Below are 13,985 nucleotides of genomic sequence, written 5' to 3' on the forward strand. Positions count from 1 at the left end.
TATTGAACCCATAAAAAATAAGACGCTTAAAGCGTCTTATTTTTTATATTTTGAACAGCAAATTTGATTAAGAACAGGTATAGCGAACCACACGTAAGGTGGCAGGGCGAGCATCGAGTGCATCACGCGCGCCTAAGTTTTCAGAGTTACGAAGGTCTGGAGTATTTGACAGTCCAAAGTTCGCACGTGTATTACCAATTTGACGGCCGTACTGGGTATTTTCCAAAGCAGGATTTGCAATTTCGTTCACGCTTAAGATTTGTAATTTATAGGTCTTTTGCGTATTTAATACTTTTTGGCAAGCACGTTGTAATTTATTGGCATCCAGTTGTTGGTTTTGGCGACCCGCTAAAGTATATGCAAGTGTTGCGCTATTTGCAGATTTGGACTCTATTTGAAAGCCCGTTTGACCATTAAAAGCACGTGGGGTGCTTTGGCAAGCAGCCATCGACATTGCAACAATACCCAAACTTAAAACTTTGTAAATATTTTTCATCATTCATTCGCCGTGTGTATTTGTATGTTCAGTATGCCATAGTCCGTCTGTCGACTCGATGGCGAAAACCAAGAAAGCCAAAGAAGTTTGATTAAATCTTTGATACAGATGAAACGTTAAATAGATGGAAATGCAGATAAAAAAAGCTCATCAAAATAGGCTTTGATGAGCTTAAGTGGAATAGCAGGGCTGAGCGAATTAATCGTCAGTGATCATGCTATGTTTTTTAGTATCTTTCATGAAGACATAGGTAATTAAAGATAAACCAATCATGAATGTAATGTAGTAGAAGAAGTAGTTTTCATGGCCTGCATTTTTGAAGCTCAAAGCCACAAGTTCTGCTGTACCACCAAAGAGTGTATTTGCAATGGCATAAGGCAATGCAACACCTAAGGCACGGATGTGTGCAGGGAACAACTCTGCTTTCACTACAGCATTAATCGCAGTATAACCAGTGACAATCACCATACCGCTCATGCAAAGCATAAATGCTGTGGTTGGGTTAGTCGTAGAACCGATACCATTGAAAATTGGAATGGTAAACAGCACACCAAGCACGCCAAAGGTAATCATAATTGGCTTACGACCAATTTTGTCTGAAAGCGCACCGACAGCAGGTTGTAAAAGCATGAAGATGAAAATTGCAGCAGTGGTAATTTCAGTTGCTGTGGTTTTTTCAAAGCCAGACGTGTTGACCAAATATTTTTGTAAATATGTGGTAAAAGTGTTGAACGCTAAAGTACCACCGGCAGTCAACATGATCACAGTGAAGGCTTGTTTAGGGTATTTGGTAAATAACGCTAAAGCACCTGATTTTGGACCACCATTTTTAGCTTGTTCTTGAGCTTCTTTAGAGGATTGAGTTTCAACTAAACCGCGACGAATCCAGAACACCACAATAGCGAGTAATGCACCGATGAAGAACGGAACACGCCAGCCCCATTCAGTTAAAGCTTGTTCTGAGAAATTGCGTTGTAAGATAATTAAAACGCAAAGTGCCAATAGCTGACCTGAAATCAGTGTGACATATTGGAAACTTGAGAAGAAGCCACGATGGTTTTTACCTGCCATTTCAGTCAAATAGGTCGCACTAGAACCATATTCACCACCAACACTTAAGCCTTGGAGTAAACGCGCTAAAAGTAGAATAGCGGGTGCGAGCATGCCTACAGAATCATAGGTTGGTGCACATGCGATCATCAGTGAGCCGACACACATCAACGATACAGACAGCGTCAAACCTGCTTTACGACCTTTACGGTCCGCATAAATACCCATGACCCATGCGCCGATTGGACGCATTAAGAAACCGAGTGCAAAGACTGCAGCTGCTTGTAAGAGTTTTACAGTATTGTCACCGTCAGGGAAAAATTGCGGTGCAAAGTAAAGGGTAAAGGCAGCGTAGACATACCAGTCGTACCATTCAACGAGGTTGCCGGCAGATCCGCCGAGGATAGATTTGACACGAGTTTTTCTATCCAATTGTTCAGGAACAACTGGCTCAGATGAGTTTGACACATCATTCTCCAAGGAATGAATGCAAAACATATCCATTTAAACTCTTTGGGAAAAGTTTAAATCAATATATTTTGTCGAAATGGGAGATGGAACTATATTTATTTAATTTATACTCCTGTTGTCGCAGAAAATCATGCGACTTTAGTCTATAAGATGCGAATTTTTTGACCAGATAGATTTTTCACGACTAAATGAAAACAGCAAAGCCTCATCAATTGAGGCTTTGCTTTGAAATATATTCTGTTATTAATCAGTATGATTAATAACTCCGAGGCTTAATTGGGTAGAATTAATGCTCTTGAATTTTGGAATGGTGTTTGGTGTCTTTCATAAAGACGTAGACCAATAATGAAATAAAAATCATGATGGTTACATAGATGAAGAACCATGTCTCATAGCCAGCTTCTTTGAAACTTAGGGCAAAAAATTCTGCAGTACCACCAAAGATGGTATCTGTAAGTGCATAAACGGGGTACATCAAAACTGAAGGCTTCTGCAGCTGAACATGCAATATATAAAAGCTTGAAATAAAATTTTAAAAAAGATTAGGTTGAAAAAAAAATACAAATCAACTGCTTGTAATTATGTTTGCTTTGAATATAGGTTCTGACTTTAAAATGATTGATTTCATGCTTGAGCCAGCAAGCTTTTAAACGTACATTTAAAATATAACTTCTCATTTATTGAAGGATATAAAAAACTCAGCGTACAGATATCTTGATCAAAATAGGTACTTGATCAAAAAAGCATGATCAATGAGAAAAATAATAAAGCAAAGAAAACGAAGCATTGTTGAATAAAAAGACATAGCGGGAGGGAGCGATGAATACACAACAACAATTAATATATGACATGGTGGTCATTGGTGGTGGAATCAATGGTGTTGGTATTGCCTGTGATGCAGCGGGGCGGGGTTTAAGTGTTTTGCTCTGTGAAAAAGACGATCTCGCGAGCCATACTTCATCTGCAAGTAGCAAATTAATTCATGGTGGTCTGCGCTATTTGGAACATAAAGAATTTCGTTTGGTACGTGAAGCACTGGCAGAACGCGAAGTTCTGCTTAAAAAAGCCCCTCATATTATTCGACCGATGCGTTTTATCATGCCACATGAACCGCACTTACGTCCGGCTTGGCTGATTCGTACTGGATTATTCTTTTATGATTATTTGGGTAAGCGAGAACAGCTTGCAGGCTCAAATGGTATTGAATTTGACTTGGAAAATAGTCCTTTAGCATCCAAATTTACCCGAGGGTTCGAATATTCCGATTGTGCAGTGGATGACGCACGCTTGGTTGTACTCAATGCGATACAAGCACGCGAATATGGTGCACAGATTCTGACTCGAACAGAATGTTTAAATGCATATAGTAAGGGAGGTATTTGGCAGGTATGTTTAAAAAATGCTAAGGGTTTGCAAAATGTGCAGGCTAAAGTATTGGTGAATGCGGCAGGTCCTTGGGTTGCTGACTTTATAAAACAGGGGTTAAAGCAAGAGTCACCTTATGGTATACGGCTGATACAAGGTAGCCATATCATTGTTCCAAAGCTCTTTGACAGTGATAAAGCTTTTATTATGCAAAATGATGATCATCGCATTGTCTTTGCGATCCCTTATTTAGAACAATTTACACTGATCGGCACGACAGATCGTGAATATCACGCAGACCCAAATCGAGTAAAGATAAGCCAGGAAGAAATCGATTACTTGCTTGATGTGTCAAATGATCACTTTAAAACTCAATTGACGCAAACGGACATCATTTCAACTTATTCAGGTGTGCGTCCGCTGTGTGATGATGAGTCAGATAATCCAGCCGCAGTCACGCGAGATTACACCTTGGCACTGACCGATGTAGAAGGGGCTGCATTACTTTCAATCTTTGGTGGCAAACTCACCACTTACCGAAAACTTGCAGAAGCGGCGCTAGATCAACTTAAAACGGTTTTTCATCATCGATCCAAACCTTGGACTGCTGATGCAACATTGCCCGGTGCGGAAAATTTAGAATCAATCGAGCAGTTGATGGTTGAAATCCAACAAAAAGTGCGAGGTGTTTCGAGTAGCCTGGCCAGTCGTTGGGCACATGCTTATGGAACACGTGTTTGGGCTTTACTGAATCATTTAACTTCGATTGATGAATTGGGTCAAAACTTTGGACATGGTTTGTATGCTCAAGAAGTGGATTATTTAGTTGAGCAGGAGTGGGCGAGAAGTTCTGAAGATATTTTGCAAAGACGGACAAAGTTATATTTGCAATTCAGTGCAGCTGAAGTTGATGTTTTGAATGAATACTTAATGGTAATACGAATAAAGCAAAAAGCTCAAGATGTGGCTTAGTTGATATAAAAAAAGACCGCGCAAGGCGGTCTTTTAAATCTTCCTTAATCCCTCTTTTAAAGGAGGGAAATTAAAGGCCGATTAAGCAGATTTTTTTACAGCTTCTAAAAGTTCGTCTTGACGTGCTTTAAGTGCTTTTGGTAAACGATCACCAAGTTTGTTGAACAATTCAGTGTGGCTCTCAAGTTCTTTGATCCACTGTTCTTTGTCTTGTGAAGTTACAAGATCAAATTGTTCTTTAGTGAAGTCTGAACCAGTCCAGTTCAATTGTTCGTAAGTCGGTACGCGGCCAATTGGAGTTTCAACAGCAGTTGCACGACCTTCACAACGGTCAATGATCCACTCAAGAACACGCATGTTTTGACCGAAACCAGGCCATACGAAGTTGCCTTCAGCATCACGACGGAACCAGTTCACGTTGTAGATACCAGGAAGTTTGTTGCCAGCAGCTTCAGCTTTAGCAGCAACTTGTTCACCAAGCTCTAACCAGTGAGAGAAGTAGTCAGCCATGTTGTAACCCGCAAATGGAAGCATTGCGAATGGGTCACGACGAACGATACCTTGTTGACCAACAGCAGCAGCAGTTGTTTCAGAGCCCATAGTTGCAGCTTTGTAAACACCGTCAACCCAGTCAAATGCTTCTGAAATTAGAGGCACTGTGTCTGCACGACGACCACCGAAGATGAATGCAGAAATTGGAACACCTGCTGGATTTTCCCAGTCAGCATCAATAGAAGGACATTGACCAGCTGAAACTGTGAAACGAGCATTTGGATGCGCAGCTTTTTCACCAGCAACGTGTGGCTGACCTTTCCAGTTAGTTAGGTTAGCAGGTGCTTCTTTAGAAAGACCTTCCCACCATACTTCACCGTTGTCAGTTACAGCAACGTTTGTATAGATCACGTCTTTGTGAAGTGTTGCCATACAGTTCGGGTTAGTTTTGGTATTTGTACCAGGTGCTACACCGAAGAAACCAGCTTCAGGGTTGATTGCATATAAGCGACCGTCTTCACCTGGTTTGATCCAAGCAATATCGTCACCTACAGTTTCAATTTTCCAACCTTCGTAACCCGCTGGTGGAATCAACATCGCGAAGTTTGTTTTACCACAAGCAGAAGGGAATGCAGCTGCGATGTAGTGTTTTTCGCCTTGTGGGTTAGTCACGCCAAGGATTAGCATGTGTTCAGCTAACCAACCTTGTTGACGACCCATAGAAGATGCAATACGTAAAGCTAGGCATTTTTTACCCAACAATGCGTTACCGCCGTAACCAGAACCGTAAGACCAGATTTCACGAGTTTCTGGGTAATGAACGATGTATTTTTCAGGGTTGCAAGGCCAAGCAACGTCTTTTTGACCTTCTTCAAGCGGAGCACCAACAGTGTGTACGCAAGGAATGAAGTCACCGTCAGTACCAAGTACGTCATAAACAGCTTTACCCATACGAGCCATTTTAGACATGCTTACAGCAACGTAAGGAGAATCAGTAAGTTCGATACCGATGTGAGCAATATGAGAACCTAAAGGACCCATAGAGAAAGGAACTACGTACAAAGTACGGCCTTTCATTGAACCGTCAAATAAACCATTCAGACGAGCACGCATTTCAGCTGGAGCTTCCCAGTTGTTTGTTGCGCCTGCATCTTCTTGTTTTTCAGAACAGATGTAAGTACGACCTTCAACACGAGCAACGTCAGAAGGATCAGAATTAGCAAGGTAAGAACCAGGATGTTTTTCTTGGTTAAGTTCTTGCATAGTGCCGTTAGCGATCATCAAGTCGATATAACGTTGATATTCTTCTGCGCTACCGTCACACCATTCGATTTTTGCTGGTTTGGTTAATTTGGCAATTTCTTCCACCCAAGCAATGAGCTTAGGGTGACGAACGAATTCTGGTGCGTTCACTTGGGTCATGGTGAGGCCTATCTCAAAAATGTACTAACCGTACAAAGTATAATCTGCATCATGGGTTACATCATGCAGATAAAAGATGAAAAAAAAGTGGCTGTATTAAAGCATAAAATCATAAAAAAAATAAGACTAAAGAAGTGGTAGATTTTTTTTGGTAGTTAATGCTATTTAAGTTAAATATAAATAAAATACAATAACTTAATAGATTTTATGGCGAATTTTAACTTTATTTATTAATGTGATGGACAATATTTTATATATTTATTTTAAATAAAAACAAAAGGTTGCATGTATTTGATATTTGAGAATTATTATTGATTAAATAAATGGTGGTAATTCGATTTTTACATAAAGGCGCTATTATTTGCTGTTAAATTCGACAAAATACAAAACTAAGCGGCCAAGATGTATAAAAAGTGATTAAACAAGCCAAGCCTTTATCTATTATTTATAATAAAAAATCAGGATTTCATGCTGCAAACAAAGATGAAGTCTATGAGGAACTTGTGCGGATATTATCCGATCATGATTTCGAAATACAGTCTTTTGAGCTTGGGCAGGAAGCCAGTTTCGATACTTTAATGAGCAAGGTGTTTGCACGCCACCAAGACCCAGATAATTTGGGCGTTGTCGTTGCTGCGGGTGGTGATGGAACCTTAAATGCAGTTGCTCATCGGTTGATGCATACCGATATTCCAATGGGGATTTTACCTTTGGGCACATTTAATTATGTGGCGCGCGTACTCAATATTCCTCTCGATTTAATTCAAGCAGCACAGGTGATTGCGACAGGCACTAATCGACAGGTGCATGTGGCGCAAATCAACGAACATATCTATTTAAACAATGCCAGTTTAGGCTTGTATCCATTATTTATACAAAAAAGAGAGTTTTATAATCAAAAGTTTGGTCGTTTTCCATTGCATGCTTATACCTCAGGTTTGGATGTGCTGATTCGAGATCGCAAAGAGTTAAAATTGGAAATCGAAGTGGATCATCATATTTATCCAGTCAAAACGGCCTTGATCTTTTTTGGCAATAATCAATTGCAATTGGCCGATTTAAACTTGCAAATTGCTAAGGATGCAGAGGCAGGTAAAGTTGCAGGTGTGGTGGTCGCAAAAAGTGATAAGAAAACGTTATTTAAAATTTTATGGCAATTGATCCGTGGCAATATCGACAATGCACCAGATGTGTATAGTTTTGCCGCTGATGAAGTCACCATACATACCCAACGAAAAAAAATGACCGTTGCTGTGGATGGTGAGATTGTAGAAATGAAACCGCCGCTTAAAATTCGAGTGCAAAAACAAGCCTTAAAGATACGGGTGCCACATGATACTGCATCTGTCTGATCTGCATTTCGGCACTGAAAAGCCAGAGTGTATGCGCGCTATTCAGCAATTTTGTCGTGAACAGCGTATCGAGGCCGTGGTTGCCAGTGGAGACTTGACCCAGCGTGCGCGTTATCGTCAGTTTTATGCATGTAAGCAATTTTTAGAAAGCTTAAAGCTGCCTTATATCGTTGTGCCGGGGAATCATGATATTCCGCTATATCATTTATGGAACCGTGTTTTTAGCCCTTTTGCACGTTATCAACTTTTTTTTGGTGCCATGGAAAATGTACTGGAAACCGAGCATTTTTATTTAATTGGGATCAATAGTATTCGCCGTCGTTACCATACGCGAGGGCATGTATCGCTCGAGCAAATATATCATGTCGAGGAATTACTTAAACATGCGCCGCCCAATAAAGTGAAATTAATCATAGCGCATCAACCTTTTTATACGCCGCCCAATGACCAGCATGGTGTGAAAGATTGTCCTGTTCAAGGGCGTTTGGCACTCGAACAGTGGAGTCAACACGGTTTAAATGGTTTATTGCATGGACATTTACATGTTCCAGCCAGCTATGACCTCAATCAGATTTATGCTTTAGGTGCTGCGCATCCAGTTTGGGATATTCATGCTGGAACTGCAACGTCATATCGCCTACACGATAACCTTGCCAACAGTTTTAATGTCATTGATGAGCAGATGAATGTGCGACATTATTTTTATCATTCAAAGTTAAAAATATTTGAAGAAAATCTCAGCACTCATGTTTTAGATGAGCTTTAATCCTTTAAATTTAAATTTTGAAGAAAAAAAATACAAAAAAATGAAAAAAATTAAATTTTGCCCTTGAAGGGTTTTTTTCCATCCCCACAAAAGTGTCATCTAAATTATTTTTTGTCGATGGCTTATGGAAATCAAAATGTCATCGTCTTTTATCTAGTAAATAAACTTAGTCTGGAGTTAACTATGAGCAATATTCGTCCTTTGCATGACAACGTTGTGATTCGCCGTGTTGAAAAGGAAACTAAAACTGCTGGTGGTCTTATTTTAAGTACTTCAGCAGCTGAACAACCTGCTCAAGGCGAAGTAATCGCTGTAGGTAATGGCAAAGTAACTGACAATGGCGTACGTGCATTAGACGTTAAAGTTGGTGACAACGTATTGTTTGGCACTTATGCCGGTACAAAAGTAAAAGTAGCAGGCGAAGAGCTTCTTATTATGAAAGAGTCTGACATCTTAGCGGTACTTGAAGCTTAAGTTTCGTACACGCATTTAGACCCTTTTATTCATCATAAATTGTTAACAATTTTAAAAAGATTCGGAGTTAGACATGTCAGCTAAAGACGTAAAATTTGGTGATTCAGCGCGTTCAAAAATGATCGCGGGTGTAAATGTACTTGCAGATGCTGTAAAAGTGACTTTAGGTCCTAAAGGCCGTAACGTTGTCATCGACCGTTCTTTCGGTGCGCCGCACATCACTAAAGATGGTGTTTCTGTTGCTAAAGAAATCACGTTAAAAGACAAATTTGAAAACATGGGCGCTCAGCTGGTTCGTGAAGTGTCTTCAAAAACCAACGACATCGCGGGTGACGGTACAACAACTGCAACTGTACTTGCTCAAGCAATCCTAAATGAAGGGATCAAATCAGTTACTGCTGGTATGAACCCAATGGATCTTAAACGCGGTATCGACATCGCGGTTAAAGCTGTAGTTGCTGAAATTAAAGCGACTGCAAAACCTGCATCTGACTCTAAAGCGATTGAACAAGTAGGTTCTATTTCTGCGAACTCTGACACCACTGTTGGTAAACTTATTGCTCAAGCAATGGAAAAAGTCGGTAAAGAGGGTGTAATTACAGTTGAAGAGGGTTCAGGCTTTGAAGATTCTCTAGATGTTGTAGAGGGTATGCAGTTTGACCGTGGTTACATCAGCCCGTACTTTGCAAACAAACAAGATACACTAACAGCTGAACTTGAAAACCCATACATTCTTCTTGTTGATAAAAAAATCAGCAACATCCGCGAATTAATTGCTGTACTTGAAGCTGTTGCTAAAACAGGTAAACCGCTTCTTATCATTGCTGAAGATGTTGAAGGTGAAGCACTTGCAACTCTTGTTGTAAACAACATGCGTGGCATTATCAAAGTTTGTGCTGTTAAAGCACCTGGTTTTGGTGATCGTCGTAAAGCGATGCTTCAAGACATCGCGATTTTAACTGGCGCGACTGTAGTTTCTGAAGAGGTTGGTATGTCTTTAGACCAAACTACACTTGAGCACTTAGGTACAGCGCATAAAGTTACTGTTTCTAAAGAAAACACAGTAATTGTTGATGGTGCAGGTGTTGCAGAGCAAATTGCTGAACGTGTAACTCAAATTCGTGCTCAAATTGAAGAATCAACTTCAGAATACGACAAAGAAAAACTTCAAGAACGCGTTGCTAAATTGGCAGGCGGTGTTGCTGTAATCAAAATCGGCGCTGCAACTGAAGTTGAAATGAAAGAGAAGAAAGACCGTGTGGATGATGCACTTCATGCAACTCGTGCTGCAGTTGAAGAAGGTGTTGTAGCAGGTGGTGGTGTTGCACTTGTACGTGCTGCAAAAGCACTTGAAGGTGTGTCTGGTGCTAACGATGACCAAAATGTAGGTATTAACATTTTACGTCGTGCAATTGAAGCGCCACTTCGTCAAATCGTTGCAAACTCTGGTGATGAGCCATCAGTTGTAATCAATGCTGTGAAAAACGGTGAAGGTAACTTCGGTTATAACGCTGCGACTTCAGAGTATGGCGATATGTTAGAAATGGGTATTCTCGACCCTGCAAAAGTAACTCGTTCTGCACTTGAGCATGCAGCGTCTGTTGCTGGCCTGATGTTAACAACAGAATGTATGATTACTGAAATTCCAGAAGACAAGCCAGCAATGCCAGATATGGGTGGCATGGGTGGTATGGGCGGTATGATGTAAACCTCAGCGTACCCAAACTTCAAAAACCTCGTATCGTCAGATACGGGGTTTTTTTTTATGGCGCAGTTTTTGTAATGTAGAGATTGCACACATGAAAAGACAAAATCACCTAGCTATTTTTTATTTACACATTAAATGTGTAATATGTATCTAAACTCCTTTTTTTTGTGAATAAAACTCATTATTCTTTTTAGAACAATAAGAAAAACAAATGATTAAATAAATGTAATGCAGATTGAAGTAGGCATAAAGGGGATAAAAATGGATAACCGAGAACACGAAATTATAGGCAGTATTTATGATGCCGCTGTAGATGTGAATTTATGGCCGCAAGTAATTGAAAAAATTGTTCAATATACAGACAGTAAAACCGCCATTTTTACTGCCTTAGATCAATTTAGTCCAAGTTACGATTTTTTATTTAGTCACAATATTCCAGATGAAGCTTTGCATGCCTATCGTGATGAGCGGATTCGTGTGATTGACATGCAGTTACACCGAGTATTGTGGGAAAATTTAGGTGTGGGCCAAGTAGCGAGCTCGGATTTATCGCATTATGGGGAAAACCCTGAAAGTGATGAATATATCTTTTATGAACGGTGTTTGAATCCGACGGGAATTAGTTATATCTCGGCTGTTTTGCTCGATCAGGGTTCACATCGCTGGGCGGTTTTGGGATTACACCGTGCGCCAGATGTAGCGCCGTATCAACAAAAAGAGTTGGATTTTTTAAAGCATTTGGGTGTGCATTTGCGCCGTGCCTTACAAATCCATCGTCAATTTAGTTTGGTTAAACAAGAAAATTTAAGTTTGTATAGCGTGCTCGATCATTTAAAAACAGGTGTAATTTTGCTTGATCATCAGCTGAGTTTGATTTATTCAAACCCTTTAGCTCAAAGCATACTGGAACACGATTCATGTTTAGATTTGGACTTGTATAATCGTTTAAAAACACATGCTTATGATCAAAGTCGTTTAGATCAATTATTACATTCAGCGTTGTTGGGACAGTCGGCATTAAACGCAAATGTAGGCGGTGTATTGTCTTTGTCAGATGCGAAAGGACAACAATTAATGCTGACTATCGTACCTTGTTCTAAATTAAAAAATATGCAGCATCAAAATGCAGGACAACATCAAATTGCGGTATTTCTGACCGATAAGCATCAGCACTATGCCTTGTCACAAGCCTATTTGCAGCAAGCTTATCAATTGTCTAAACGCGAGTTTGAGCTGTGTGAGTTGTTGTTGAATGGTTGTAAGTTAGAAGAAATTGCGGAACATTGTGGGGTTACGCTCAGTTCCGTGCGCACTTATTTTAAAAATATTTATGAAAAAACCCAATGCAACTCGCAAATTGAACTCATGCATTTATTAATGGGCTGTACCATTCATTTTGAGCATATTGGTTAAAGCTGCCTAAGTCTAGCTTAGACAGCTTCTAAGAGTTTTTAGTTACTACGTTGTAGTGTAACAGGGTCTTCGCCTTGCGGATGCAAGGTCAGGCTTGTTCCTGAGATGCTATAAGTTGCATTAACTTTAGTGCTATCCGAAGTGTCATGTAATCCACCGCAACCATTGGTGTCATATAAGACTTCTGTTACGGCAAGTGTATTGGATGTTATTGAATATTTACCATATTCAATTCCTGGGTTATCGCAATCACCTTCGGTGTCTAACAAGAAATAGAATCCTGTGTCAAAGAAAGCAAACAAGTGAGTTTGATTAAATTGCCAAGTGCCGACTAGACCTGATGATTGTTTTACTTTAGTTAAAATATAGGTGCTATTACTTCCTACATCGGTCAGCACTAGATCTGTACCGTTATAACTTAAGCGGTGATGACCATCATTGTCAGGATGTGAAAGCCCGTAGTCACCATTTGTATCGAGTGAGATCTCTGGACTCAGTGCTGAAGTTAAAGCATTCCAATTTAGTCGTCCTATTTCAATACCAGGTTGCCCTGTTACATCAGCTTCATCTGCTTCACCTAGCGCATAACGTCCATCGGGTAAAATATGTAATAAAACAGCAGATGTATTGGTGCGTCCAATTTCCCAAGTTCCAGCAATATCTTTATAGAATTGGCTTGCGCTACTTGTGGTAGTACCTTCTATATTGGGTCTTGTGAGTATAAATGTACCTTCATTTGGTTCGTGGAGTGTAAGTGATGTCGTATTAACCGTGACTGGTAGACCTGAGCTTGAGCTTGCACTATTGTCAGATAAGCCTGCACAGCCATTTGTATCGATCAGGATATTATCTACGAATAACTTTCCATCTTGAACACGATATTTACCATATTCGATACCTGGTCCACCACAAGGCGTTTCTCCAACTTCCACTTGATCGTCCCCAACAGCATCAACCATGATATAGGTATTATTATCCGGATTGAAAACAAATAGTTGCTTGCCTGAACTTGAGTTCCAAGCACCTGCAATGCTCGAATTGTTTTGAGGGACTTTAGTAAATGTTGCACTTTCATTAGGGTTTTGAGCTTCAGAAATTTTTAACTGTGTACCATCAAATGATATTTTCATATCACGTGTTTTTCCAGAATCAGTTAAGCCCCAATCTTCATTTGTATCAATTGAAGATTGCGCCCATAAATCTCCAGCAACAGCATTCACCGATAACTCACCGTACTCCATGCCATTCGCACTATCAGATGGTGAGCTAACAATAGGTTCGCCAATCAGGTATTTCCCGTCTGAGGTTACTTGAAGTACGATTTCTGATTCAGCATTTTTTGCGTACCAAACCCCAACGATATCTTTGAGGAGTGTTTTGTTAAAGTTAGCTTGTGCTTCTGTTGAGCTAACTACGACTTTATCTTTAAAAACTTCTATTGTTTGTAGAACAGGTTGAAAGCTTGTAATAAATTCTGTTGTTGGTTTAGAGAAGTCAATTGAGTTTGCAGGGAGTTGACTCACTGAGTCAGGGATTTGAATACCATCGTCATGATCACCCTCAGAATCTAAAGATTGTAAAAAAATAAGTAAATTTGTTCGTGTTGTTACATCATCGGCTAACTCCACAGGGGTAATACGATCAGCACCAGTTACTGTGCCAATTTCAATATTTCCGATATGGAAAGTGATTTCATCACCTTCTTGATATTCAAACTCCCCTTGAGCATTTGTACGTTTAGAAACGCCATTAATTGTATACGTTGCGCCACTCACAGGTCCATCGGTCAGTATCCCAGTTTTTAGGGAGCTTGAAGGTGGGGGAGCAGAACTACCAGAATCATTGTCTGAACCACCACATGCACTCAGTAAGCCTGCTAAAGTTAAGCATAATAAAGTTTTTTTCATCACGAATTCCTTGTTATTCAAATTGTCATATCTGCAGTATAGAAATTAGATGAGTTTAGGAGCTATCCCAAAATTGGGAGGGTAAACACAAAAATCT

At 39.9% G+C, this 13,985-nt stretch carries 10 protein-coding genes and 1 pseudogene; 6 read left to right on the forward strand and 5 right to left on the reverse strand.

The annotated features are described in order from the left end of the window. Positions 1-67: 67 nt before the first annotated feature. From FTU06_RS03860 to FTU06_RS03870, 3 genes and pseudogenes are all read right to left on the reverse strand, one after another. Complete coding sequence (locus FTU06_RS03860; protein ID WP_180145204.1) at positions 68-496, reverse strand: hypothetical protein; 429 nt, start codon at positions 494-496, stop codon at positions 68-70. A gap of 198 nt (positions 497-694) precedes the next feature. After that, the gene (locus FTU06_RS03865) at positions 695-2,014 is read right to left on the reverse strand and encodes an MFS transporter (protein ID WP_180089222.1); all 1,320 of its coding nucleotides are present in this window, start codon (positions 2,012-2,014) and stop codon (positions 695-697) included. A gap of 289 nt (positions 2,015-2,303) precedes the next feature. Beyond that, positions 2,304-2,480: pseudogene (locus FTU06_RS03870) on the reverse strand (alpha-ketoglutarate permease); the annotation flags it as partial. A 356-nt stretch (positions 2,481-2,836) separates the two neighbouring features. Here FTU06_RS03870 and glpD point away from each other — a divergent pair. Continuing rightward, positions 2,837-4,354, forward strand: a complete 1,518-nt coding sequence (glpD, locus tag FTU06_RS03875) for a glycerol-3-phosphate dehydrogenase (RefSeq protein WP_180145039.1) — start codon at positions 2,837-2,839, stop codon at positions 4,352-4,354. Positions 4,355-4,435: 81 nt separating this feature from the next. On the opposite strand, the gene FTU06_RS03880 is transcribed toward glpD, so the two are convergent. Then, on the reverse strand, positions 4,436-6,268 hold the full coding sequence (locus FTU06_RS03880) for a phosphoenolpyruvate carboxykinase (GTP) (RefSeq protein ID WP_078189879.1): 1,833 nt from the start codon (positions 6,266-6,268) through the stop codon (positions 4,436-4,438). A 413-nt stretch (positions 6,269-6,681) separates the two neighbouring features. Between FTU06_RS03880 and FTU06_RS03885 the strand changes: the two genes are divergently transcribed. From FTU06_RS03885 to FTU06_RS03905, 5 genes are all read left to right on the forward strand, one after another. Beyond that, on the forward strand, positions 6,682-7,620 hold the full coding sequence (locus FTU06_RS03885) for a diacylglycerol kinase family protein (RefSeq protein ID WP_180145042.1): 939 nt from the start codon (positions 6,682-6,684) through the stop codon (positions 7,618-7,620). Next, positions 7,601-8,386 (forward strand): metallophosphoesterase, encoded by a 786-nt coding sequence (locus tag FTU06_RS03890; protein ID WP_180145044.1) that lies wholly within the window; start codon positions 7,601-7,603, stop codon positions 8,384-8,386. Before FTU06_RS03885 ends, FTU06_RS03890 begins: the two co-directional genes overlap by 20 nt. Before the next feature lie 183 nt (positions 8,387-8,569). Then, complete coding sequence (gene groES, locus FTU06_RS03895; protein WP_078192966.1) at positions 8,570-8,860, forward strand: co-chaperone GroES; 291 nt, start codon at positions 8,570-8,572, stop codon at positions 8,858-8,860. 73 nt (positions 8,861-8,933) lie between these two features. Beyond that, entirely contained in the window at positions 8,934-10,568 is a 1,635-nt protein-coding gene (groL, locus tag FTU06_RS03900) for a chaperonin GroEL (RefSeq protein WP_078192965.1), read from the forward strand. A gap of 261 nt (positions 10,569-10,829) precedes the next feature. Next, positions 10,830-11,981 (forward strand): helix-turn-helix transcriptional regulator, encoded by a 1,152-nt coding sequence (locus FTU06_RS03905; protein WP_180145047.1) that lies wholly within the window; start codon positions 10,830-10,832, stop codon positions 11,979-11,981. Positions 11,982-12,019: 38 nt separating this feature from the next. On the opposite strand, the gene FTU06_RS16735 is transcribed toward FTU06_RS03905, so the two are convergent. Next, on the reverse strand, positions 12,020-13,888 hold the full coding sequence (locus FTU06_RS16735) for a hypothetical protein (RefSeq protein ID WP_257234251.1): 1,869 nt from the start codon (positions 13,886-13,888) through the stop codon (positions 12,020-12,022). Positions 13,889-13,985: the final 97 nt, after the last annotated feature.

The sequence above is a fragment of the Acinetobacter sp. YH12052 genome, from assembly GCF_013419835.1.
Taxonomy (GTDB): Bacteria; Pseudomonadota; Gammaproteobacteria; order Pseudomonadales; family Moraxellaceae; genus Acinetobacter; species Acinetobacter amyesii.